This is a genomic window from Exiguobacterium sp. RIT452 (assembly GCF_003598705.1).
GTDB lineage: Bacteria > Bacillota > Bacilli > Exiguobacteriales > Exiguobacteriaceae > Exiguobacterium_A > Exiguobacterium_A undae.
The window spans coordinates 30,405-54,751 of record NZ_QXJB01000009.1; the positions used below are offsets into that span (position 1 = coordinate 30,405).

Below are 24,347 nucleotides of genomic sequence, written 5' to 3' on the forward strand. Positions count from 1 at the left end.
TATTTATTTTAAACTGTTTGTGAATGAGCAGCTGCAAGATTAGATAATAAATCTGCATTTTTATTAATTTCGTTAACTACCCACGGCTGTAAAAGGTACGGCATTCTTATATCATTAATATCGCTTACCGCAACCGTATCAGATATTCTCCCAATAATTTTTTGGTTGCTTAGAGTTAGTATAGCTCCATCATGTATTGGTAATTCTAAAGTATGATTATCTTGAGAATATAGTTCATAAATAATTGTTTTTTGAAGAATCGTTAATTCAAGTAATCTTCCTTTAGCTTCAGCAAAAAATTTGCGTTTTTTCCTTAAGGTGATCAGGCTTTCAAGTAATGAATTAATCCAGGTCACCAAACATAGAGCAAAAGTAACTAAAAAAATAATACCAATATAAAAACCATATTTATTCATAAAATCAATCATATGCAGCTTTTTTAAAATGTAATTCGATGAAAAAAGTAAAATCCCGCTAGCTAAAGATAAAGAAGCTAAAGTTTTGATTGGCAATGTTAAAAAATCAAAAATCTTTAAATCTAATTTCAAAAAATTTCTCCACCTTTTAATTAATTTAAGTTAGTCTTCCCATAACTCTTCCATCAACTCATCGATTTCATCTGAAAGTCGCTGCCGTTCGCGTTCATCCTTCTCGATATGACCATATTCATCCATCCAGATGACATCGCCCGACTCCACCGTCATTGGGAAGCGGGAAATCAGGATATCACGCATTCCATCATCGAACTCAACGACGACCCACTTCCCCTCAATCCGGTCGATGATCCCTTTTCGCTTTTTCATTTCGACTTCTTGATCGTGTAGGACGATCCGTTTCCTTCGAAGACGATTGTACCGCTCTTATCTGTCCGCAGCATCGTCGCCTTCGCACGCTTCAGGTTCGTCACGACTTCCTTCGTCGGATGTCCATACGCGTTCTTCCCGACACTAATGACGGCGTACTTCGGTTTAACGTACTTGAGGAACGTCGCGCTTGTTGATGTCTTCGCCCCATGATGCCCGACCTTGAGGACGTCCGCACGCAGCGTCTTCTTCTTCGCGATCATGTCTTGCTCCGACTTCAATTCCGCGTCTCCCGTGAACAGAAACGTGTTCTTCTTGTAGGCGACGTGTAAGACCGCGCTCCAGTTGTTCAGATCACTCTTCGCATAGTCTTTGACCGGTCCGACGAACTGCGCCTTCACCCCTTTGACCGGAAGCGAGACGCCAGCCTTTGCCGTCTTGATCGTCAGCTTCTCGCGCTTAACCGCCAACAAGAAATCCTTGTAGGCTTGCGTCGTGTGCTTGACCTTCGGTGCATAGACGCTCTTGACCTTAAATGAGTCGAGGACTTCATCAAGCCCCCCGATATGATCGGCATCCGGATGCGTCGAGATCAACATTTCGATGTCACCGACCTTCTGCTTCTTCAGATAGGCAACGAGTTCATCGCCCTTCCCCTTGTTGCCGCCATCGATGACGATGTCCTCACCACTCGGCATCTTGATGTAGATCGCATCGCCCTGACCAACATCGATATAGTGAACCTTGATTTTTGATGTCGCTGCCTCTGCACCTTGCAGTGGTCCGACGAGTAATCCAATACTTGCGAGCGCTAAGCTGGCACCCATCCATTTTCGTTTCATCTTTCATCGCTCCATTCCTGATTTGTAAGTTATCTTCAGTATACAGTGAATACCAGGAGAAAGTTGGTTATATTTCCCACCCACCTATTTTTATTGATAGGTTAGTTTATATGTAAGTCCATACAAAAAAACAGACCTTAACGGGTCTGCTTGTTAAAGTGTGTCTGCATGAAGTCTGTCAATCGATCGACATCGATGAACCATGTCACATGCTCAATCGATCCTTCTACTTCTCGCACGAATCGAAGCTGGGCATCGATCAATGTTACCTTATCTGGTATCTGTTTCCCCTTCGCTTGCTCCATGACCTCAAACATCTCTACTATATTCATGTACTCCACCCCTAACCGATTTGTTAAGCACAGCATAGAATGATTTAAGCGTCTGTACGAACTACCTTAGATAAGATAAGCGAAGTGATATGTAAGATAACTGAGTCGTTACGAAACAATGCACGATTGATTTTTCACGCATAAAAAAAGAAACGACCTTTTTAAAATCGTTTCTGTCATAAAAATGATCATTCCTATTACGCATATCGAATCAATAGAGATAAATAAGTACACCTACGATCAGAATGAACGGAACCAAAATCATTTTACCTGTTCGGCTCAAAAAGCTCTTCTTTTCTTTTGTAAACAAGAAATCGATCAATAAGAAAAGTCCGAATGCAATCGGTACAAGGTAGAGTAGAGGGACATTTGTAAGTGCTGCACCTAATACATTGGTCAATCCATCATAGTTCATATGTAATTTCTCCTTCTTTAGACATCCTCGCATGAGATACTTCATTTACTATCGAAGCGCTAATGACGATCTCATACGTGGACAAGAATCTTTCCTTTAGTATGCCATTCCTTCCACTAAACCCTAACCTTTTATTTTTCTTTTTATAATTCTATGTAACGCTCCGTGCCCTCCGTCGCAAGGAACAGGAACGTAGAAATCCCTCGCGCAGGCGAGTCGCAGCTCTCGTTATCGGTTCGAAGCAGTGCGATGAGGATGTTGCTGTGTGCAGCCTACAACCTCACGCATGAGCTCGAAAGTCTTTATGTCGTCCGCATTACTATGGAAACATCAATCCTCTATCCATAGAACTCCGTCCATTCACTCACTTCTTCGCTCATCCATGCATTGCAAAACTTCTTCAATTCTGTCACAAAATAATTTTTCCAAAATATAACTTTGTATACAATTGTAAATTACATAAAATCGTTATATTATAAAAGGTAATAAAGTATTGTGAACGTATGAAGAGTAGAAATGCTTGTATCTGGAAAAGTATATTTATTTGCAACAATCCATGATGAGAAAATGGATTGGCACAACCCAGTTCCTGCTTATGGAGAAGTTCTTATTGAAGATGGCGAATATATTCAAACTGTAGTTGATACGTATGAAACTGCATTTGAGAATCAAACGATCTCACCTATCATGGGGAGACACGATGAACTCGAGTTAAAAGAATGATTTGTTGAGGAACAAGCCACTCAATAAGAACACTTAAACTTTTTTAAAAATAATCTTTATCAAAGGAGAGCGTTTTATGGGTAAATTTAAATGGATGGGTGTTTTAGTAGTATTGGTTGTTCTATTTTTTGTGTTTGACCCTTTTCGTGGGGAACCACCAAACCCCAAAGTAGAAGCACAAGGAAAAGATATTCCAACGGTTCAAGGATCATTTTGTTGGGATGGTCTATTGCGCAACCAATGTGTCGATAAAGTATATGTCGACGGACTCGATATGACGAAAAAAAGCAAACCAACTGTAGTATCCTCAAATAAAAAAATCGATATTTCGTTTGAAGACGAACCGGAATCTATTGAGATCGTTCGTTGGAAAGATAAGCAAGATTCTGAAAAAGTTACTTTAACTGGCGATGCCGTTACTGCCCCGAAAGAAAAAGGAACGTATGCCTATGAAATCAAAGCAAAGTGGTCCAACGGTGACGGACAATTCGCTTTTTTGGTTAAAGTAGACTAACCCCCTCCCTTTCCCCATACTTCCTCTTCTACCAACAGTCATTTGACTGTTGGTTTTTTTATTAATAACCAAGTATTTGTGATAAGATCTATAGTTGTTTAAATTAATTATTTTTATTCTTTGAACGCTCCGTGCCTTCCGTCGCAAGGAACAGGAACGTAGAGATGCCTCGCGCAGGCGAGTCGCAGCTCTCGTTATCGGTCCGGCAGGAGGGCAGCGGTGCGATGAGGATGTTGCTGCGTGCAGCCTACAGCCTCACGCATGAGCCCGAAAAATTTTCTTGTGCTGTACATCAAGTAGAAAGAGCATCACTACCTATCTACAAGAGGATCGATTCACTTCAATCAGCTATCTCTCCTCGAACCTTCGTACACTCCACTACTGTCTCACTACTGCATCCTCCATAACACCCTTCTACATAGAACAGACCAGATGTACGTTCTCACCCGCAGTGGATCATCCGTCCACTGCGGGTCTCTCATTGCCCTTGGATTCGGGACGAATCCATTCCTTACTCGCTTGCGCTCTCTCAAAAGAAAAACGACGTCGTTTTTCGTCCATGCTTTACGCGCGGACAGGACGGGAGTACGTCCCGCCTGTCTACGCTGAAGAATAAATTTAGAGCAATCCTTGGGCTTTTAAGCTTACGTAATCGTCTCCTGCACCGACGACGATATGGTCAAGCAATTGGATACCGATGATGCGTCCGACTTCCTGCAAGCGTTCCGTCACCTCGATGTCCTCGTGAGATGGCTTCGGGTCCCCGCTCGGATGCTGATGGCTGACGATGAGTGAGGTCGCATTGTTGAGGATGGCAGACTTGAAAATTTCACGAGGGTGGATGATGCTCGAATTAATGCTTCCGACGTGTGCCCGGTGGACGGCAATGACCCGATTCTTCGTGTTCAGCAGGATGACGAGGAATACCTCACGGTCATCGTCCTGAATGAAGCGTCTAGCAACAAGGAAGGCGTCCTCGGGTGACGTGATATGCGTCGTCTCAAGGGCGACATCCGGTTCTCGAACCTCTTGTCGGATACGCGTGATTTCAACGAGTGTGGTCAGTTTCATGGAAAAGCTCCTTTCGCGAGTGGGATGCAGTCCGACACGGTGCCGTCCTGTTGACGGGAACGCAGCGAGCGTCGCGAGACGGGGCAAGGGTGACCGCAGGGAAAGACCAAAAAAAGCGGACAGCGCACCGGGACGAAAGCTTCCGGAGCCCGCGAGCGAAAAGCTTGCTTTGAGCCAAAACGCGGAGGAAGATGAGGAGCGGCAGCGGCTTTTTTTGATGGCCCTTGCGCCGACGAGGAGCAAGCTAGAGTACGGAAACAGGACGGCTTGCGGTCTCTTTCATCAGACAGAGCGGTACGCTCTTTTCCATGCTCTTAATATCGTGTTTTGAGTATGCAAATCGGAAAAAAGCACATCACATCAAACAGGATATGGTGCGTTGCAACATTCAATCGTGTCCTCCATGAAATTTGGGAGGAACGAATGATTGACAGAAGAAAGCACCCGATCATCTCCAGTGATTTAGAGAACCGGGTGCTTCATCTTTTTCGTGTTCAGAGTCGCAGGTTGCTAGACCATCAAAGTGTTCGCTTTTTTAATAACCGAAGGGCATTCAATGTCACGAGTACCGCTGCCCCTGTATCGCTAAGGACAGCCATCCACAACGTCAGCCATCCAGGGAAGACGAGCATCAATGCAATCAGTTTAATGAGAATTGAAAAAATAACGTTCTGTTTGATGATGGTCAACGTGGCTTTACTTAGGTCCAACGTATAGGGTAACTTGTTTAGGTTGTCTGCCATCAACACGATATCCGCTGTTTCAAGTGCCGTATCAGTCCCGGCTCCTCCCATCGCAATGCTGACGTCCGCTGTGACGAAAGCAGGTGCATCATTGATACCGTCACCGACCATTGCCGTTTGAAACGATTGTCTTCTCATGTCTTCGACGATACGGACCTTTTCTTGAGGCAAAAGGTTAGCATGCACTTCATCCAAACTCAGTTTTTTTCCAATACGTGCTGCTGCACCTGCGTTATCACCAGTCAACATGACTAATTTTTTAATTTTGATTTTTTCCTTCAACTTGCGTATAGCGTCGACGCTCTCGTCTCGTACTTCGTCTGAAAGTATAAAAAGTCCGAGTAGATTGGCGTCACTTCCGAGAAGAACGACGGTCTGCCCTTGCTTTTCAGCATTTTCAACAGTTGAATCAAGCATTCCCAACTCATAACCCATTTCACGAAACCATTTCACGCCTCCAATATGATACAGGATATGTTCAAATTCACCCGACACGCCATTCCCGACACGATTTATGACAGAGTCCGATTCAAGTGGATATACGCCTTCTTGGACCGTATGTTCTGTGATTGCTTTTGCTAATGGATGACTGGAATGCCGTTCGAGTGAGTGTGCGATGCGTAAAGTGTGTTCACGATCGTCTGATAGCAACATGAACTGCTGAACAATGGGCGTACCTTTTGTTAGTGTTCCTGTCTTGTCAAAGGCGATGGCGTCTATCTTTCCTGCCTTTTCTAAGAAGACACCACCTTTGATCAATACACCATTTCGTGCAGCATTCCCGATTGCCGTCACGATTGCGACCGGTGTCGAGATGACGAGTGCACACGGACAGGCGATGACAATCAGTTCCAAGCCCTTATAGAACCACTCCCCCCAACTACCGAGCTGAAGTAAGGGTGGGACGATCATGAGTAACAATGCGCCTAAGAAGACGAATGGTGTATAGATTTTTGCGAAACGGTCGATGAATGCTTCGCTTGGTGCTTTATTATCCTGTGCTTCTTCCACCAATTCGATGATATGAGCAAGAGTCGTCTCCTGATATGTTTTTTCGACGATCATGTCGAACGAACGATCCATGTTTAGCGTCCCGGCGAATACTTGATCCCCTTCACTTTTGTCGACCGGAATCGATTCTCCAGTAATCGGCGCTTGATTGATGGTCGTCGTCCCTTTCAAAATCATTCCGTCCAATGCGACCTGATCACCTGGTCGAATCCGAATCTTCTCTCCGATTCGTACCGCTTCTACTGATTTCCGTATAACGCCCTCTTCTGTCAGCACGAATGCTTCCTTCGGGGAAAGTTCGATGAGTTTCTGAATCGAATGACGTGTCCGGGCAAGCGAATGATTCTGGAGTAGGTTCCCGATGGCAAAGAGGAAGACGACAGTCGCCCCTTCGAGCCATTCACCAATGAGCGCTGCACCGATGGCCGCCACACTCATCAACACATTCATGTCGAGCGACCGGGCGCGAACCGCATAAAATGCGCTCCGGAAAGCTTTCCATCCACTCAGGATCAACGCGATTCCAAACAGCGCGTTCGGGAGATAAAGAACCTCTACTGTTTGGAGGAGTAGCCCTAATCCAATCAGGATACCGGATAAGACCAATGATATCCCCTCGAATGAACGTTTTGAAGGTTTGGAAGACTCTTCTCCCTTGACGTGTCCATCAAAGCCAATCTTACTTAACTCGTTTTTCACCTGTTGCGCATCAAGATGATGTTCGATCTCCATTTCTCCACGTGCAAAAGATACCGTGACAGTCTGCACATCATTTATTTTTTGGAAATGCTGCTCAATCGTTTTAGCACAACTACTACAATCCATCCCCGAAACCGCATACGTCTGAACATGTTTTTCCTCTTTATTTGGAACAATAAGTTGAAATCCTAACTTCTTCACCTCGTTTTGAAGCCGACGATCATCCAGTTCTGATTTGCTCTCGATTTTCAAGCGGGCCGCACCGTAGTTGACGGACACTTTCTGGTACTCCGCTATCGTCACTAATCCCTTCTCAAGAGTCACTGCACAGGATGGACAATCCATCCCTTCTATTCGGTAGGTATGAGTTGTCTGATCAGGCTGAATCAAATCCGAAGACACATTAACCGAAGAACAACAGGTATCTGTGTCCGAATTTTTTGCCTCTATCTTTGGTATCGTACTACAGCAAGTATCCTCTTCTTTAGGAAGGGAAGATTCGTTTTGTATGCTCGTACCGGCTATCTCGGATGTCGATTTCGAACAGCAACTCGACTGTATATCCTTTGTCCGGAGTCGATCTTCCTCATTCGAGGCACAGCACGTTGTTGTTATTGATGTAGAAACAGCCTTCGGTTCACTTGCTTCGCTTTCCTTTGGAGAGCTGTTGTTACAACAGGAACTGGCCATCATTACGCCTCCTCGATGTGATGTTCACAACAAGCAGACTCCTGTCCGATTTCGAGAGTCAGTGTCCCGAATAGTCGTAACAGTTCCCTGACTGTCTCGTTGCGTAGGGAGTAATAGCCATACTTTCCCTGCGTCCGTTTTTGAATCAATCCGCATCCTTTTAGACAAGCTAGATGCTGTGAAACGTTGGACTGATTTCCTTGGACCGCCTCGACGATTTCTGTCACAGTCTTTTCACCATCATAGATACACTCTAAGATTTGCAATCGTGTTTTATTAGAAAAACCATGAACGACCCTCACCTTCAAGTCCAATGGTTCCAGTAATTGTTCCAAATTGTTCACTCCTTTTTCATATTCGTTTTCATTAATATGTTATCATCATATTAGCATTTACTAATGTAAGCGTCAAAAAATCTTGAGGTGTCTGTTTTTATCCCTTATGATTTTGACCGTACATAACAAACATAAAGGAGTTGAAAAGATGTTTCGAATAAATTACCTATTGTTACTGCTATCAGGAATGCTCTTGTGGTGTCCTGTACAAGCCTCAGCTCACACTGGGCTCGAATCTTCCACACCCCAGGCAGATGAGACTGTTCTGCCTACAAAAACCATCACGTTGAACTTCGAGACGAACATCGAAGCCGGTGGAAGTATTCAAGTATTTGATTTCGCTTCTTCGGATGCACTGAAGGGTACTTTCACACAAGAAAGGCGACGTATGACGTTCCAGCTCGATCGAGAGCTGACATCTGGTCGGTATCGCGTCCAATGGAAGATCATCGGTACAGATGGACATCCTATCGAAGGAACCTATCTGTTCAATATCGAAACCCAAACGACCGCGAGCGAAACGAGCGAGCAGCCGAAGCCCATCCAAGAGAAAGACGCCGACACGGAAACAGTGAAGACGACAACGTCCCCCGCTGAAGAGACTGATTTCTTTCCATTCCTAATTGCCGGTGGATTATTTATGATGTTACTGTTCTTCTTTTATCAGATTGTTTTGAAGGGGCGAACAAAATGACTTTGCTCTATATTTTAGGAGATACATTGCTGTACGCCTGTTTTGCACTGTTGATCGGTCATTTCTCGTTACAGCTCATTCCTCACACTTATCGACCTGATGTAGCGTTCCCGATAAGATGGATACGACTTCTCATCCTATTAATTCCTGTTTTCTTTTCATTGTCGGTCATACGTATCGTACTTTATTTGCAAGAAGACATCGGACTGTGGTTGACTCTGCGGTCCGTTCTGCTCACATTCGAAGCTGGAAATGCCTTAATCTTGATGACAATCTGTTGCATATTACTTTTTCTGGTCGTCAGGAATACGTCACTCCATTCGGGACGCTTGAAGTTTGCCCTATTTTTGTTACTTGCCATGGTTGGTACACTCGCATGGTCCGGACACGCCTCCAGTATCACAGGTGCAGAAGGATTACTCGTACATACCGCTCATGCTTTGTCTGTCTTCATTTGGACTGGCGGTTTACTCGTATTAGGCTATTCCAACGCATCGAATCCCCGTTGGGACAACGTGTTGGAATGGTTCAGACCGCTCGTGACGCTATGCTTTTTGATTATCCTCGGATCCGGCATCTATTTGATGTCAGTCGTCGTGAAAGTAGACGACTATCCGAATTCTTGGATTTTACCGTATGGTCAAGCCTTACTATGGAAACATGTCTTAATTCTCCCTGTGCTGATCATCGGTTTCATGAATGGGAAATGGAGTTATGCCTCTTCCAAACAAACGCTTAAAGTCAAACAGATGAGAATGCGCATGGAAGGTACACTGATTCTCTTCATCTTCGCAGCAACTGCGTTGCTCGGTCAGCAAGAGCCACCTCACTCCGTAGAGGATACACTCAAATCAAGTGGGGCCGGACAGCTGTCTGCTTTCGTCTTCCCTAATCTACGCTTTGCATATTCAAACATCGAGTTTGAACCAGGAATGACATCCGTCTTGTTCCTGGTGATTGGTCTTCTTTTCGGGGGATTGGTAGTATTCCTTATTAGAAAAACGAATGAATCGATCAAAACACTTTTTTTAGGATTAGGAATGTCTGTTTCCTTATTTTTAGCTTTCTTGTATAGTATTTCTTTGACGTTTTGATTAAAAAATTCACTTTAGTATCTTCTTGATCAAGAGTTTTAACGATATACAATCTTCCAGTCGTATAAAATAAAAAAGACAATGTCTCATTTCGAAAGTGAAATGAGACATTGTCTTTTTTATATAATCGATTTTCTTTTCCTTATCCCGTCGATTCAATCAGGGAATAAGCTATAAATTAAAAAAGAAACTTTTATGTTTTCCCTCCTTATGTTCTAGTCGTACTCATGATATGAAGAAAATCGCTAAATGAGATGAAGTGACTCTCTCTTATTAACTTAATTTTTTTTAAATGCTTGTCGAACTCCAATCATAATCAGCGTAATTAGCAAAAATGCTGTCAGGGCAAGGAAGGGAATCGTTATGAAACCTAACCAATTAATATATTGTACGTTGCAAGGGACACCTTGAAGACATGGCTTGACCTCAGCAAATCCTGGAATCTTTTGAACCATGTAGTGGTAGACAGAAATACTTCCCCCGATAAGGCTAAGTGGTAATACATATCGAACCACACCTGAATCATTATTGAATACGGCGACGCCCAGGATGATACTGAGCGGATACATGAAAATACGTTGTGACCAACAGAGCTCACAAGGTACGAATCCACGAATCTCACTAAAATACAGGCTACCGAGTGTGGCAGCGAGTGCTATGATCCACGCTATATACATACCATAACGTCGTACCTGTTCATTCATCGGCCGTTACCTGTTCTTCAATCACACGGGAAATCGTATCGTAATCAAACGGGTCATCGAGTTTAATACCATTGATCACGATCGTAGGTGTCAGCTCGACACCGTGTTCTTTCACGAGTGCATCGTCCTTCGACACTTCATCAAGGATGTCCGCATTATTTCTTAAATCAGATGTGAGTTGTTCTTGATTAATGCCTGGTACTGATTTTGCAGCGATTCTTAACAGGGATTCTTCAGTCACCCATGGGTCATCATGCTGTTCGACTCTCGGTTGTGCATCATAAATCGCCTTATGGAATGTCCAAAATGCCTTCTTGTCTTGGCGATAAACAGATTCTGATGCCTTAGCGGCCAAAATCGATTCTTCCCCATGGAATAAAACATTGATATAGCTGAACTGTACCTTACCAGTGTCAATGAACTCCTTTTTCAGCTTCGGATAAACTGTTTCCCCCCATTGTTTACAAGACGGACATTTATAATCTCCGAACTCGACGATTGAAACAGGTGCAGAGTTTTCTCCTTGTGTCGGTTGACCTTCTATTTTTACCGTATCATTTAGGACTGTACTCTTTTTTTCTTGAACAGCATTGTTCTTGATCAAAAACATTGAAAGAACTATTAAAAAAACGATCAGCAACGTTACAACAACTAAAACCTTCTTTTGTTTCATAACATGATTCGACCCTCCCACTTTCTGAAGTTAATCAGAAAAGGGAAAGGTCAACACCTCCTTCTATTCGATTAAAGTATTTTACAACGTTCATTTATCAATGAGCGTGGCTCTCATGTGCCGCATGCGAGCATTCATCGATACCTGTACACTCGATTTGAATCGTAAGATCTTGTAAATCAAACTGGTCATGAATCAACGTACGAGCCTGTCTAAGTACACCCTTTCGTGCTTCATCCGATTTAACTACTAAATGGCAACTTAGTACATGATAATCAGATGTGATGGACCATAGACGAAAGTCATGTACTTCTTCCACTTCTTCAATGGCAAGTAGCGCACTTTTGATTTCACTGGCGTTTAAATTGAATGGGACACCTTCCATCAAAATATGCCATGAATCCTTTGTTACACGCAAACCACTGATAAATACAAGAATCGCGACTACTAAGCTCGCAATCGGATCGGCTATCGTCCAACCGAAGAATATTATCAGCACTGCCGCAATAATGGCACCGATTGACCCAAGCAGATCTCCGATCACATGTAAAAAGGCACTTCTGACGTTCAAATTTTCGTCTTTGTCCGCCCGCATGAGGATGAATGCGACAACAATATTAACTAGTAAGCCGATAGTTGAAATGATCAGCATACCTGAGCTTAAAACTACAGGAGGTTCAAGCAGACGTCGATATGCTTCGTAGAAGATATAGAGTGCAATAGCAATCAGGGTGATTCCGTTCAAGAAGGCCGCTAAAATTTCAAAACGCTTGTATCCGAATGTCTTGTGATCCGTAGCCTTTCGTTGTCCAAACATTAATGCTGTTAAACTAAGCCCAAGTGCAGCAGCATCACTTAGCATATGCCCAGCATCTGAAAGTAACGCTAGACTATTGGTCCAAATCCCTCCAATAACTTCAATAATCATAAATAAAAAGATTAGCATGAAAGACCACTTCAGTGCCTTTATATTTACGTTGTTATGACTATGATTATGGTCGTGCGCCAACAGAATCTCCTCCTTTAAATTTTAATTTCTAAGATAAATATAGCACAATGGCCACCATATTCAAATGTTCATTTGAATATGGTGGCCTCGAATTTTGTTGCTGTCTAAAATAAGTTTTGGAGTGACAACATGGTCGAAGAACTAGCACGTACCACTTTATTGGCTTTAAAGAAGCATTCGTTATTATTTTTTATACGTTCATCCGATTCGATTTACGAAGATTTGAAAGTACGAACTGAAACGTACGAAAAATTAGAAGGGTCACGGACGAACGGAGGCAGACCTCAAAAAAACGGACAGCGTATCAGGACGCTGGCTTACTGTGTTCGCAATCGAAAAGCTTTTTTTGAGAGGAGAAAGACTAGAAGCAATCTAAAAGTCGGTTTACAGTCCCTTCCATCACACAGAACGTTACAGCTCTGTTTTATGTTCTCTATATGGACATAATCATATATTCTAATAAAATTAAAATCGCGTGTAAAAAGTCTTCGAATACTCATAGACTTTTTACACGCGATTAAATCCAGTGCTTGGCCACTAATAAGTTCTGAAATCACTTCAAATGATTTCATATTTTTAACATTCTAGCATTTACAGCAACAATGACGGTGCTAAGACTCATTAGTACTGCCCCAATGGCTGGGGATAAGATCACACCATAGGGAGCTAGAACGCCGGCTGCTAGTGGTATTGTTATAATATTATAACCAGCTGCCCACCATAGGTTTTGAATCATTTTGTTATAAGTACTTCGGGAAAGTTCAAGGATAGAGAGAACATCTTTCGGATTACTTCTGACCAGTACGATATCAGCGGTTTCGACTGCCACGTCGGTTCCACTACCAATCGCAATCCCTACGTCAGCTTGTGCCAGTGCGGGTGCATCATTAATGCCATCACCCACCATGGCTACTTTCCTCCCTTCCAATTGAATGTTCTTTACTTGTCTTGATTTATCATCAGGTAAAACTTCTGCATGAACTTCGTCAATACCCAACTGTTTGGCAACCCAATGTGCAACCTTTTTATTGTCACCAGTGAGCATGATTGAATTTATGCCTTTGTTTTTAAGCGCAGTCACAGTCTCTTTTGCTTCTTCTCTTACTAAATCAGCAAGTGCAATCATTCCCAGTAATTGCTTGTTTTTCAATACAAATATGACGGTCTTTCCTTCTTCAGATAATTTTTCAAAAGCGAGCTCATCAATCGTTATTTTTTCTTGACGAATATATCGAGGACTCACTACACGAATTAACGTACCCTCTACTTTCCCCTCCAATCCGACTCCTGTAATAGACATAAAGTCTTCGATCGATGGAAGTGATAGTTGTAGCTCTTCTGCTCTTTTCACTACCCCTTTAGCAAGAGGATGTTGTGATGAACGTTCGACTCCAGCTGCTAGACGAAGTAGTTCGTTTGAGGAAATTTTATCGGCCGGCATCAAATCCGTTACACCAAAATTTCCTTGCGTCAAAGTACCTGTCTTATCAAAAATAATGGCGTCTAATTTCCGCGCCTCTTCAAACTGTGTCCGATTTCGAATCAATAACCCTTTCTTAGCAGACAGGGCCGTCGAGACAGAGACGACCAATGGCGCTGCAAGTCCTAGTGCATGGGGACACGAAATAACCATGACAGTCACCATACGTTCGACAGCAATACTGAGCGGATATCCTAATGCAAGCCAAATGATGAATGTCAACACACCAGCAAAAACAGCGACATAGAAGAGGATTTTTGCTGCACGATTCGCTAAATTTTGTGTTTTAGATTTAGATGCCTGCGCTTCGCTGACTAATTCGATCACTTTCGATAGATACGTGCCTTCACCTGTATTTTTCGTTTTAACGGTCAAGCTTCCTTCTTGATTAATGGAGCCAGCAATTACGTTGTCGTCCATTTTCTTTTCGATGGGAAGAGATTCACCTGTCAGCATCGATTCATCAACTGTTGTTGCTCCTTTTATTATCTTACCGTCAACTGGAATTTGCTCCCCAGGTTTGATCAGAATCACGTCACCAGTCTGTAATTCCGACACCGCAATATCTTCTATTTTTTCATCATCAATTCGATGCGCAATACTGGGTAACAATTTGACTAATTCTTGTAGCGCGTTAGACGCGCCCATGATTGACTTCATTTCAATCCAATGTCCTAAAAGCATAATATCTATGAGCGTTGCTAACTCCCAGAAAAAGTCATGTCCCTCTCCTAGACCTAAGATGATGCCCACACTATAAAAGTATGCAACACTAATCGCTAAAGCGATCAACATCATCATCCCCGGATTTTTTTGTTTCATTTCGTCCAAGCTACCTTTTAAGAACGGCCATCCACCGTAGAAGTAGACAATTGTGGATAGCGAAAGCAAAACAACGTCGTCATATGGAAAGCTAATGTTGATACTCAACCATTCTTGAATCATTTTGGAAAGTAGCAGGATTGGAACAGTCAATATTAACGATACGAGAAATCTTTTCTTGAAGTCTCCAATCATTCCTTCATGTTCATGATGTGAAGCACCTATTTGTTGGTCTTCATGCTGAGTATGTTCATGATTGATATGGTGATCCATAAGAAAACCCCCTTTTACGTACTATATACCTGTATGGTGTCGATATAGATGGTGTCGATATAGATGGTGTCGATATAGAGTGACATATCGTTTTTTCTTTAAATTATATTTATATATAAAATGTATTTTGACACACTAAAAATTAAAAACTATCATACAAGTAGGGTATATCTTTTAAAATGAGACCCTTTGTTTAAAGAAGACTATTTAGAGTGAAAAACACAAGTACTGGAACTTTAAAAGGAATTGAAGGACAAGTTCGAGGTATACATCAAACGATTGATGACGATTCATGAATTAACTGAATCAATGAAAACTATGATCAAATGAATAGGTATTATCGTGAACAGAAAAAAAGAGTTACTAGAAAATACGAAAAATGCTAATTCACACGCTTTGTTTTGCACGCATACAAAATTATCTCGAGGGAGAATCGAATCGTGAAACTCAACATACTCTTAAAAAGTGTAAGCCTTATTAGCCTGTCTTTGATCGCGGTCGGCTGTGCTCAAGACACGACGAAGTCTTCTACTCCCAATCATTCAAAGGAAGCCGATCATGCGAAACATATGAGCGGTGACAAGATTGAAGAAACATCATCATCGGTGATACTTCCTACATTTTTAAAAAATCAACCTGAAGATGTACGAAATGTTTATCAAGCTGTAGCGAAAAATCGTAAACTACTAGAGAAAATGCCTTGTTATTGTGGCTGTGGTGAAACAGTCAATCACAAAAATAATTATGATTGCTTCATAGAAGAAAATACGACGGATGGGTCGGTGAAATGGACAAGCCACGGAACAACATGCAGCACATGTCTTGAGATTGCTGTAAAGTCTATTTTGAAACAACGGGATGGAGAATCGATTAAAGATATTCGTTCTGAAATCGATTCTTCGTATAAAGATGGCTACTCGAAACCGACACCCACTCCTTTATGATTTTTATAATGACACTTTTACTTGTATAGCAAAGGTGTCATTTTGTTTCATCCTCGCTCCAACGATATCCTCTCCCCCAAATTGTTTTCAGGTGGCTATCAATTGGATAATCTAACTCTCTTAACTTCTCTCTGATCATTTTAATATGAGAGTCCACTGTCCTTGGATCCGATTCTGATGTATAAGACCAAACGAATTCATAAAGCTCCAATCTGTTGAATAGCCTTCCAGGATGTTGAAGAAATAATCTCAGTAACGCATGTGCTTTGGGTGTGAAATCAATCGACTTACCATCTAACACAATTAAATCGTTGCTCTCATCAAACGTAAGTCCGTGGTATATAACGGGTTCTTTTGCTTTCCTTCTCATGACAGACCGAACTCTTGCTAAAAGTACGTCCCCGTTAAACGGCTTTGTGACATAATCTGTAGCTCCAGCATCTAGTCCTTTGACGATGGATTCAGCATCATTTAGAGCCGTTATCATGATGATTGGGACTTCCGGGTGAGAATCCGTTATTTTCTTACATACTTCGAATCCATCGTACATTGGCATCATGACGTCCAATAAAATCAAATCAAAAGTTTCTTTTTTCACTTTCTCCAAAGCTTCGATCCCATCATTCGCCATACTACATTCATATCCTATTGGTTCTAGATAAAGTCTTAATAATTGCCTCATTCTTATTTCATCATCAACAATTAATATTTTATCCATCCTAGCCACCACCTCTTACATTAGAATTTTTTAATAATAAATGATTGTCAATCTATTTCCTCATTAATTTCACGAACTTTCTATATAATCAACTCAAACTATAGGATGGAGTTGATTTTCATGAAAGCATTTATGAAGAGTTTAATCGTTACTCTCTATGTATCCTTCTTTTTTCTCACCATACTACTGGTCTATAAAGGTTATGAAATTTTTCATAACTAAGTACCGTAGTTTTTATAGATAAAGGAGCATCAGATTTTTAGCTCACACTTTTTTGGCATGGCGGCTCTAGATGCTCCTTCATTTTTAACTCTGCACTTTAAACAATTAATTTACGACAGACTGTTGCACATTCATTACAAGCCTCAGCACACTTCTTACAATGATCATGATCATGTTTCGAACATTCGTCGGCACATCTTTCACAAATTTCAACACAGCTTCTAGCAAGAACACCGATATTGCTGCTATTTCGAGAAATAGCTTGTACTAAAAGACTACAAATTTCAGAACAATCTCTATCTAAACGTATGCACTCTACCATCGAAGAAACATGATGTTCACTCAAACACGCATCAAAGCATTCATTACAAGTCACTATACAGTTCTGTAGGGCGTTTAAGACTTCTTTTTGTCCAGTATTCATTTTAAAATACCTCCGTTTTTTCATCTTTATTTGACTTACACAAAGCCTATTTCCTTAATTTGTGAAGAAAAGATGAAAACAGCTACTCGTTTTTTTTAATCTACTCTCAACTGCCCCATCATTCCGTTCTCTTCATGTTCAAGGATATGGCAATGGTACATAAATACCCCTTTTTCTTTGAAAGTCATCTGAATCTTAACTCGTTCGCCTGGTTTTATGGCGATAGTATCTTTTAGACCTGTTTCTTGATTATCCAGTTTCTGATTGTTTCGTTCTAATACCTTGAATTGGACTCCATGAATGTGGAAGGGGTGAGTCATTCCACCCATCATGTCTTTTTTATTATAGATTTCCCAGACTTCCGTTTCGCCTTTTTTTGCTTTAATATCGATTCTCGTCTCATCAAACTTCTTTCCATTGATTTCAACATTTTTGCCCATTCCGAAGAGAGTTAACTTCTGATTCACTTTAGACGAGGTCTTGAGCAGCTTTTCATATCCACTTTTCGGCGCCAATGCACTTAGGTTCGTCCCTTGTTTGTCCTTCAGCTTGAAGTTAACGATTTTCACTCCATTTGTCTCAAATGCAACAGTCTCACCAATTGTTCTTTTTGAAAAGTCTACCAATACCTCTATACGTTCGCCTGGACTTAAATCAATTTTCTTCACGTTTTTCGCTTTTGAGATGTAACCACCATCATCAGCAATTTTTTTAAAGGATGAGCCGTCAGATAACTTCACTGCATAGTTCCGTGCATTGGATCCATTTATCAACCTGACCCTAAGTTGCGAATATTTCACGTTAAAATACGGATTAATCGTTCCGTTTACGAGGAGGGTATCGCCTAAAGCCCCATCTGTTTTTTCTACATCAGCATATTCAAGGACATTCCTATTTTTAACTTTTCGATCTTGAAGAATTAATGGAATATCATTTTCACCATATTTTTGAGGTAGCATCGTCTCTTTAGTTTTTTCATCTTTTACGTATAACAATCCTGCCAACCCCTTGTATACTTGTTCAGCAGTCTTACCCATTGGATGTGGATGAAACCACAATGTCGATTCATTTTGCTTCACTTTAAACTTTACTACCTTCGTCTCACCAGCTTTCACGACCTGATGTGGTCCACCATCTACGGATGATGGTACAACAAGACCGTGCCAATGGAATGTAGTGGCTTCTGATAAGCGATTCACCGTACGGATTGTTACTGTTTTCCCTTTTTTTAACTCCACTACAGGACCTAAATAATTTCCGTTATATCCTAGAGTTTTAGTTTTTTTAGCATCTCGAAAGAACTTTGTTTCCCCTTGTTTAGCGACAATCGTGTATTGAATGGAATTCTTGGTTTCACGATCGGCTTTTAGTATCTTAGGGATGTTTAATCGTCGCTCTTTTTCTTCAGTTGATTTTAAATCGACACTCGCACCATGTCCCATACCTTCCATCATATTCTGATTTGTAGTAGTGTTTCCTCCATTCATCATAGATCCCATGTGCTGTTTGTTATTTGACATAGTACCTCGGGTAAGAAGTAAATACGAACCGCCCACTATAATCATGAGAGTAAAGATACCGATAGTTGCGATTAACCATGTTTTCTTCATATGGATCATTCCTTCCAATCAATTATTATCTTTAACTTAAAGAATGATTGTGAAAGAACTATGTCTTTCTACCCATGAATTTTATAGTTTTTTCCAATGTGCTACTTTTCTACTCTCTGCAAAGTTTCTGCAAATTTGTGTGATAAAGTCTATGGAAAGCATAAAAAAAACAATTGGAGGTAATTTTTTATGAAATTAAAGAAAAAGATTTTTATGACAACCATGGCTGCTTCACTTTCTTTAGGACTCGCTGCGTGCGGAAGCAATGGTGATGATTCTAAATCAACAGGAAGCATGGATAAAAATATGGATGGTATGGATCATTCGACGATGGACATGTCTGGATCGAAAGAGGTCCCGAAAGGGCTCCAAGAGGCTAAAAATCCTAAATTTAAAGTTGGCGACATGGCGATGATCAAAGAAGCACATATGGAAGGCATGAAAGGGGCAGAAGCAAAAGTTGTAGGAGCTTATGATACTACTGCTTATAGCATTTCTTATGACCCTACAAATGGTGGGAAACGTGTCATGGATCATAAGTGGATTATTCAAGAAGAGATTGTAGATCCTAAATCATCTCCTTATGAAGTAGGCGATGAAGTAAAAGTAGACGCGGATCATATGAAAGGAATGAAGGATGCTACGGCCACTATCGATTCAGCTAAGCAAACAACAGTGTATATGATTGATTTTGAATCGACTACAGGTGAAGAAGTGAAAAATCATAAATGGGTGACTGAAGACGAACTATCTGCAGAATAAACGATAAACAAGAGAGGAACGGTTTTTTAACCGTTCCTCTCTTGTCTTCTTTCTCCTTATTTAAGGAACCCACTTGTAACCAATTCCCCATACTGTGCGAAAGTGTTCTTCAATAGGAAACTCGAGTTTCCTAAGTTTTTCTCTTAAGTTTCTTACATGAGAATCGACCGTTCGTTCATCTGTCCACTCATTTGCTAACCATAAACTTGAGAGCAGTTCCTCTCTTGAATAGACACGTTCTGGATTTTTTAATAACTTAGCAAGTAATGAAAATTCCTTTGGCGTGACTTTGACTAAATGATTATCATAATACAGCTCATGGGCGTCTTCATTTAAGATTAGACCCGACGATTCGATTTTTGATCCTAAAGAAACCGTAGTTCGTCTGAAAATCGATTGAATTCTTGCCTTCAATTCCGCCTCGTCGAACGGTTTCACAATGTAATCATCTGCTCCCAGTTGTAATCCTTTTACGATTTCTTCTTTTCCGTCGAGTGCTGTCAATAAAATGATTGGTACATTCGAAACTTCCCTTATCCTTTGACAGGTCTCAAAACCATCCATTAAAGGCATCATCACATCCAATATGATTAAGTCAGGCTCATCTACATCAATCAAGTTCAATATCTCTCTTCCGCTGTTCAGCTTAATACAGGTATATCTGTCTTGCAGATAGAGTTCAATCAGTTCTAACATTCGATTCTCATCATCTACCAAAGCAATGGTTCTCATCCTGGAATCCCCCTCAAGTCAATGACAACCTTCAGCCCGTTTTCTACATTAATAGCTACGATGGTCCCTTTGTGCGCTTCAACTATTTCTTTCGTGATAGCCAAACCGAGCCCAGTACCTCCTGTTTCACGATTTCGTGAAGAATCTACTCGATAAAAACGATCAAAAAGATACGGGAGTGATTGCTCATCCACACCACCACCTTCATCCGTAACTTCAATAAAGTTTTCATCAAGTTTTAAAAATACGCGTTTGTTCGCATGTGTATATTTTAGCGCGTTATCCAGTAAATTTAAGAGAACCTGATCGAATCTAGCTTGGTCTATCTCTTTGTAGATGGGAGTTTTATTACTTTGAAGAATTAATTTCACTTGTTTCTCCTCAAATTTAAAAATTATTCTTTCACTGATCTGTTTTAAGAAATCATTCATCTCTGTGATCTGAGGATCTATTTGAAAATGTGGCTCTTCCAATCTAGCAAGTTCAAACAAATCCTCAATCAGTTCTTGAAGTCTTTCGGATTCCTCATAGATAATATCTCCAAATCTCGATTCGTCTTTTTTGAGGAGTCCTGCATATCCCTTGATGTAGGTAATCGGCGTACGCAATTCATGTGTGATTGAAGTCAGAAATTGCTTTCTTGTATTTTGAATGTGACGTAAATCAACAGATAACTTAGTGATCGCTCGTGCTAAATCTCCTACTTCGTCACTTCTCTCAGCTTCTCTGATTTTCAGTACCTCGCCTTTACTTAACTTTACCGTTGCCTCTTTCATTGATAAAAGTGGCTTTATAATGATGTAACTCAAAAAATAAACACTTACTAATAGAAAAAGTACTAACAAGAATAGAGAGAACACTACTTGTTGTTTCAATTCCCCCATCAAATGCTGTATATACTTTGTCGGCTCTAACATGATTATTTGACCGCCATCTTCAATAGGACTCACCGTCACTAAAAATTTGCCTTCTCTCCAATTACCTTCTACGATTCCATCCTTTTTTTGAATCCAATCCGGGTTCAAAAATTGTTCAGCGTCGTTAGATGAATCGACGACTTGATTATTTTTGTCTAAGATAATCACATCAGTCATCGCCTTTTCCTCCATTAAAACAACGTGTTCAACTGTTTGCTTGTCGAAGTTAGTGGAAAGAACATCTCGATGACTATTGCCTCTCTCTTGAAGGCTCTCCAGTTCACTTTCTACTTGTTGATGTTCAAGAATGTTGTATACAATAGCAGATGAGAGAATGAAAATCATGAGAATCCCGAAAAAATAAAATAACGTTATTTTAAATGAAAGTTTATTCATAAAGTACCTTTCTCATTTAAGATGATTACATATAAAAACAAAAGGTTGCGATTTAGAAAAGAAAGTATTCTTCATTTAGGCGATACACAAAAGAGCTTTTATCATTTGATTCTTTTAAAAGGATAATTCCTTGAATATTACTCCACAAATAATTAGCGAAATCATAATCACTAAAAATAGCCTCACGAGTAGAATGCGTCATGAAGCATTCTATTTTTGTAATCGTATACATTCCCTCCAAATCACGTTGATAATCGAAAGAAAAAGAACCCTTTATATTAAGCCTTTGAGCAATTATTGCTACGCATTCCTCTAAAATCGAGTTGGCAAACACCTCGTATGAAAGAACAGTATCTTGGTACCGTTCATACTCTTCTCTCATAAAACAGCAAATCACTTCACTAGATCGATAATCGACATATGCATCAATTTTCCCCACCTTTACACCTTCAGGCGCATTCTTTATCTGGTCAAAAGAATAAGTGAAGGTATTACCTTGAACCGAAAATGAATCATGAAGTACTGTTTTATCCCAGTCAAAGGATGTTATAAACATTACGTTATTTTCTCTCATTTTTAACTTGTGTTTTGATAGCGTAGTTGCTTCTTGTTCGCTTAAAGGAATAATCCAGCCTATTTTTTGAGAAATACAATATTCAATGAGATTACTAATATACCTTTCTTCTGATTCTTTTTTTGAAAATGAATCAAAATATTTAAAATCAGGAAGTAACTTTCGAACCCATCCTTCTTTTGAAGAAATATGAATATCTATACCTGAAGGTTTAAGTTGTTTTATGTTCTCCATCACTTTCCAGTTTTCCTCTACTCCCATTATCAGGACATTTTCACGAAACATTTATGATTCATCTCCTCTTGAAATAGAAAATAGAGCGTCAGAACCCTCTAAACCCTGTAAAGTCAATCAATATTGTAGTTAGTTTCGTTAGACCATCGAAATACAATATGATACCTAATAAAATCATAAACCCTCCACCTATTTTTGTAACCTTTGAAGAATACTTCATTAAATATCTTGATTTCCCGACCAAAAACGACATTAAGAAAAATGGAATGGAGAAACCTAGAACATAAAAGAGCATATATAAAAATCCATTACCAGGATTTGTGGCAATCAAAGCAATAACTCCAGCGAGAATTGGTCCTGTACAAGGAGTCCATCCAGCAGCTGATCCGACTCCGACCAAAAATGTTCCGATATAGCCACGCTTTCTTTTTCCTAAGTTCAATCTTCGCTCTTTAAGTAAAAATGTTGGAGTCCATAGACCAGTTAGAATAACACCAAATATGAATAAAATAAGTGCACCGCTCATCCGTAAAACATCTTTATACACTATAAAAAAATCAGCCAAGTATGACGTTGAAAAACCCATAACTAAAAATACGCTCGAAAATCCAAGTAGGAAAACTAATGTATGGGGAACTCCATTCCAGTTCCACTTTTCATTTTCTTTTAACTCTCTAACTGAAACCCCTGTAATGTAAGATAAAAAAACGGGATATAAAGCCAGACAACATGGCGAAATAAAAGATAAAAAACCTGCCCCAAAAGCTAACAAAAAAGATAATTCCATCAAATTCCTCCTACACACAAAAAATAAATCTATTTTTTGGAATATTTATAAAAAAGAAATGTGTTTAATTTTCATCATAAAATCCGTTTGTGAAAAAACTATGCATTTTTTGATTAAATCTCTTGTCAATTTTTGAAATGAATTTGATATACTTTTTTGTAATATAGTGATGCTATACTCCTTTTAACAAATCGTTCGTCACTGTATCTTTATCTTTAAAGGAGTACAACTAATGAAAAACAAGGTAATACTTATCGCTTCTAGTGTCTTACTCACAACAACTTTTTCGATGCCTAGTCCAAAAGTCGAAGCAAGTAGTGCATATAACGTAAAAGTGAAGACAGACGATCTTCGTGTTCGGACTGGTCCTTCTCTCAATCACAAAATTGTCGGCATCACTAACACTGGGCAGACCTTTTCTTATTTAGGAAAAAAAGGAGCTTGGACAAAAGTACTTTACAAAGGAAACACACGGTATATCTATAGTTCTTACCTAAAAAAATATAAGAGCCACGTTGCCAAAAAAACATCATATAATAACTCTCTTTTTGCTTCTCCTACAGAAGGTCGGCTGACCCAAGGATACGGAAACTCTAATGGTGCTTACGGTTATACATTCCATAATGGCGTTGATCTAGCTGCAGCAAAAGGCACACCCGTCTACGCTTCTGCCAGTGGAAAAGTCACTACATCTAAAAACAGCGGTGCATACGGTAAACACGTTATGATTTCACATAGTCTACAGAATCAAAAATACGTAACCGTTTATGCTCATATGAACAGCCTTTCGGTAAAAAGTGGTCAGACAGTCTCTAAAGGTATGAAGATTGGAACAGTTGGGAATACAGGAAACTCGTTCGGAAATCATTTGCACTTTGAGATTCATAAAAACAGTTATAAATACAGCAGTTATTCTGCAGCGAATAGTGTCAACCCAATGAACTATTTGTAACCTAAAAAAAAGAAAAGATGATGTCCTCGGACATCATCTTTTCTTTTTACGTTCATTGCTGAGGACGACGACGGAGTGCGAAGAATCCGAGGATTGACGCAGCGGCGATTCCGAGTAATGACCAGAGGATTCCGGCTGAAGATTGTGT

General features: G+C 40.3%; 26 protein-coding genes. 7 read left to right on the top strand and 19 right to left on the bottom strand.

Annotation, left to right across the window (positions count from 1 at the left end; all coding sequences use genetic code 11):
• Positions 1–8: 8 nt before the first annotated feature.
• The 5 genes from D3D03_RS15225 to D3D03_RS15245 all read right to left on the bottom strand — a co-directional run bounded on the left by D3D03_RS15225 (position 9) and on the right by D3D03_RS15245 (position 2,392).
• Positions 9–548, bottom strand: coding sequence for a superinfection exclusion B family protein (locus tag D3D03_RS15225; RefSeq protein WP_158583710.1), 540 nt, complete (start codon positions 546–548; stop codon positions 9–11).
• 30 nt (positions 549–578) lie between these two features.
• Entirely contained in the window at positions 579–803 is a 225-nt protein-coding gene (locus tag D3D03_RS15230) for a DUF3006 domain-containing protein (protein WP_050678831.1), read from the bottom strand.
• On the bottom strand, positions 800–1,645 hold the full coding sequence (locus D3D03_RS15235; protein ID WP_050678832.1) for a ComEC/Rec2 family competence protein: 846 nt from the start codon (positions 1,643–1,645) through the stop codon (positions 800–802). The genes D3D03_RS15230 and D3D03_RS15235 overlap by 4 nt, the downstream gene beginning before the upstream one ends.
• 137 nt (positions 1,646–1,782) lie before the next feature.
• Positions 1,783–1,977 carry a hypothetical protein gene (locus D3D03_RS15240; protein ID WP_050678833.1) on the bottom strand — a complete coding sequence of 65 codons (195 nt, stop codon included), beginning with the start codon at positions 1,975–1,977 and terminating at the stop codon, positions 1,783–1,785.
• A gap of 211 nt (positions 1,978–2,188) precedes the next feature.
• Positions 2,189–2,392, bottom strand: a complete 204-nt coding sequence (locus D3D03_RS15245; RefSeq protein WP_119924064.1) for a hypothetical protein — start codon at positions 2,390–2,392, stop codon at positions 2,189–2,191.
• 516 nt (positions 2,393–2,908) lie between these two features.
• On the opposite strand from D3D03_RS15245, the gene D3D03_RS15250 reads away from it, so the two are divergent.
• Both D3D03_RS15250 and D3D03_RS15255 read left to right on the top strand, forming a co-directional pair.
• Positions 2,909–3,115, top strand: coding sequence for a hypothetical protein (locus tag D3D03_RS15250; protein ID WP_053451903.1), 207 nt, complete (start codon positions 2,909–2,911; stop codon positions 3,113–3,115).
• A 76-nt stretch (positions 3,116–3,191) separates the two neighbouring features.
• The gene (locus D3D03_RS15255) at positions 3,192–3,629 is read left to right on the top strand and encodes a hypothetical protein (RefSeq protein WP_119924065.1); all 438 of its coding nucleotides are present in this window, start codon (positions 3,192–3,194) and stop codon (positions 3,627–3,629) included.
• A 618-nt stretch (positions 3,630–4,247) separates the two neighbouring features.
• Here the strand turns inward: D3D03_RS15255 and D3D03_RS15260 are convergent.
• From D3D03_RS15260 to D3D03_RS15275, 3 genes are all read right to left on the bottom strand, one after another.
• Entirely contained in the window at positions 4,248–4,700 is a 453-nt protein-coding gene (locus D3D03_RS15260) for a JAB domain-containing protein (RefSeq protein ID WP_064506594.1), read from the bottom strand.
• A gap of 518 nt (positions 4,701–5,218) precedes the next feature.
• On the bottom strand, positions 5,219–7,768 hold the full coding sequence (locus tag D3D03_RS15270) for a heavy metal translocating P-type ATPase (RefSeq protein ID WP_064506598.1): 2,550 nt from the start codon (positions 7,766–7,768) through the stop codon (positions 5,219–5,221).
• 77 nt (positions 7,769–7,845) lie between these two features.
• On the bottom strand, positions 7,846–8,178 hold the full coding sequence (locus D3D03_RS15275) for an ArsR/SmtB family transcription factor (protein WP_082892469.1): 333 nt from the start codon (positions 8,176–8,178) through the stop codon (positions 7,846–7,848).
• Between the two features lie 148 nt (positions 8,179–8,326).
• On the opposite strand from D3D03_RS15275, the gene D3D03_RS15280 reads away from it, so the two are divergent.
• Together D3D03_RS15280 and D3D03_RS15285 are read left to right on the top strand one after the other, a co-directional pair.
• Positions 8,327–8,872, top strand: a complete 546-nt coding sequence (locus D3D03_RS15280; protein ID WP_158583711.1) for a copper resistance CopC family protein — start codon at positions 8,327–8,329, stop codon at positions 8,870–8,872.
• Complete coding sequence (locus D3D03_RS15285) at positions 8,869–9,966, top strand: copper resistance D family protein (protein WP_119924067.1); 1,098 nt, start codon at positions 8,869–8,871, stop codon at positions 9,964–9,966. Before D3D03_RS15280 ends, D3D03_RS15285 begins: the two co-directional genes overlap by 4 nt.
• A gap of 278 nt (positions 9,967–10,244) precedes the next feature.
• On the opposite strand, the gene D3D03_RS15290 is transcribed toward D3D03_RS15285, so the two are convergent.
• The 4 genes from D3D03_RS15290 to D3D03_RS15305 form a co-directional block, all read right to left on the bottom strand.
• The gene (locus D3D03_RS15290) at positions 10,245–10,670 is read right to left on the bottom strand and encodes a disulfide oxidoreductase (protein ID WP_119924068.1); all 426 of its coding nucleotides are present in this window, start codon (positions 10,668–10,670) and stop codon (positions 10,245–10,247) included.
• Positions 10,663–11,343, bottom strand: coding sequence for a DsbA family protein (locus D3D03_RS15295; protein WP_119924069.1), 681 nt, complete (start codon positions 11,341–11,343; stop codon positions 10,663–10,665). The genes D3D03_RS15290 and D3D03_RS15295 overlap by 8 nt, the downstream gene beginning before the upstream one ends.
• A 97-nt stretch (positions 11,344–11,440) precedes the next feature.
• A complete protein-coding gene (locus D3D03_RS15300; RefSeq protein ID WP_064506590.1) occupies positions 11,441–12,352 on the bottom strand; it encodes a cation diffusion facilitator family transporter in 912 nt (303 codons plus the stop codon).
• A gap of 568 nt (positions 12,353–12,920) precedes the next feature.
• Positions 12,921–14,927: a heavy metal translocating P-type ATPase gene (locus D3D03_RS15305; RefSeq protein ID WP_119924070.1), complete on the bottom strand. Its 2,007-nt coding sequence runs from the start codon at positions 14,925–14,927 to the stop codon at positions 12,921–12,923.
• A 440-nt stretch (positions 14,928–15,367) separates the two neighbouring features.
• Here D3D03_RS15305 and D3D03_RS15310 point away from each other — a divergent pair, with 440 nt between their 5' ends.
• On the top strand, positions 15,368–15,871 hold the full coding sequence (locus tag D3D03_RS15310) for a PCYCGC motif-containing (lipo)protein (protein ID WP_064506587.1): 504 nt from the start codon (positions 15,368–15,370) through the stop codon (positions 15,869–15,871).
• A 37-nt stretch (positions 15,872–15,908) separates the two neighbouring features.
• On the opposite strand, the gene D3D03_RS15315 is transcribed toward D3D03_RS15310, so the two are convergent.
• From D3D03_RS15315 to D3D03_RS15325, 3 genes are all read right to left on the bottom strand, one after another.
• A complete protein-coding gene (locus tag D3D03_RS15315) occupies positions 15,909–16,589 on the bottom strand; it encodes a response regulator transcription factor (RefSeq protein WP_047392207.1) in 681 nt (226 codons plus the stop codon).
• A gap of 319 nt (positions 16,590–16,908) precedes the next feature.
• A complete protein-coding gene (locus D3D03_RS15320) occupies positions 16,909–17,259 on the bottom strand; it encodes a four-helix bundle copper-binding protein (RefSeq protein WP_369877676.1) in 351 nt (116 codons plus the stop codon).
• A gap of 71 nt (positions 17,260–17,330) precedes the next feature.
• Complete coding sequence (locus tag D3D03_RS15325) at positions 17,331–18,845, bottom strand: multicopper oxidase family protein (protein WP_119924071.1); 1,515 nt, start codon at positions 18,843–18,845, stop codon at positions 17,331–17,333.
• A gap of 189 nt (positions 18,846–19,034) precedes the next feature.
• Here D3D03_RS15325 and D3D03_RS15330 point away from each other — a divergent pair, with 189 nt between their 5' ends.
• Positions 19,035–19,607 carry a YdhK family protein gene (locus tag D3D03_RS15330; RefSeq protein ID WP_047394599.1) on the top strand — a complete coding sequence of 191 codons (573 nt, stop codon included), beginning with the start codon at positions 19,035–19,037 and terminating at the stop codon, positions 19,605–19,607.
• Positions 19,608–19,667: 60 nt separating this feature from the next.
• Here D3D03_RS15330 and D3D03_RS15335 read toward each other — a convergent pair whose 3' ends face one another.
• Genes D3D03_RS15335 through D3D03_RS15350 form a run of 4 tightly spaced genes read right to left on the bottom strand, consistent with a single transcriptional unit; the run spans position 19,668 to position 23,247 of the window.
• Positions 19,668–20,339 carry a response regulator transcription factor gene (locus D3D03_RS15335; protein ID WP_064506585.1) on the bottom strand — a complete coding sequence of 224 codons (672 nt, stop codon included), beginning with the start codon at positions 20,337–20,339 and terminating at the stop codon, positions 19,668–19,670.
• Entirely contained in the window at positions 20,336–21,652 is a 1,317-nt protein-coding gene (locus tag D3D03_RS15340) for a sensor histidine kinase (RefSeq protein ID WP_119924072.1), read from the bottom strand. The genes D3D03_RS15335 and D3D03_RS15340 overlap by 4 nt, the downstream gene beginning before the upstream one ends.
• A 52-nt stretch (positions 21,653–21,704) precedes the next feature.
• Positions 21,705–22,511, bottom strand: coding sequence for a hypothetical protein (locus D3D03_RS15345; RefSeq protein WP_064506583.1), 807 nt, complete (start codon positions 22,509–22,511; stop codon positions 21,705–21,707).
• 37 nt (positions 22,512–22,548) lie between these two features.
• Positions 22,549–23,247, bottom strand: a complete 699-nt coding sequence (locus D3D03_RS15350; protein WP_064506582.1) for a cytochrome c biogenesis CcdA family protein — start codon at positions 23,245–23,247, stop codon at positions 22,549–22,551.
• Between the two features lie 232 nt (positions 23,248–23,479).
• On the opposite strand from D3D03_RS15350, the gene D3D03_RS15355 reads away from it, so the two are divergent.
• Positions 23,480–24,199 (top strand): peptidoglycan DD-metalloendopeptidase family protein, encoded by a 720-nt coding sequence (locus D3D03_RS15355; protein ID WP_064506581.1) that lies wholly within the window; start codon positions 23,480–23,482, stop codon positions 24,197–24,199.
• Positions 24,200–24,347 lie beyond the last annotated feature (148 nt).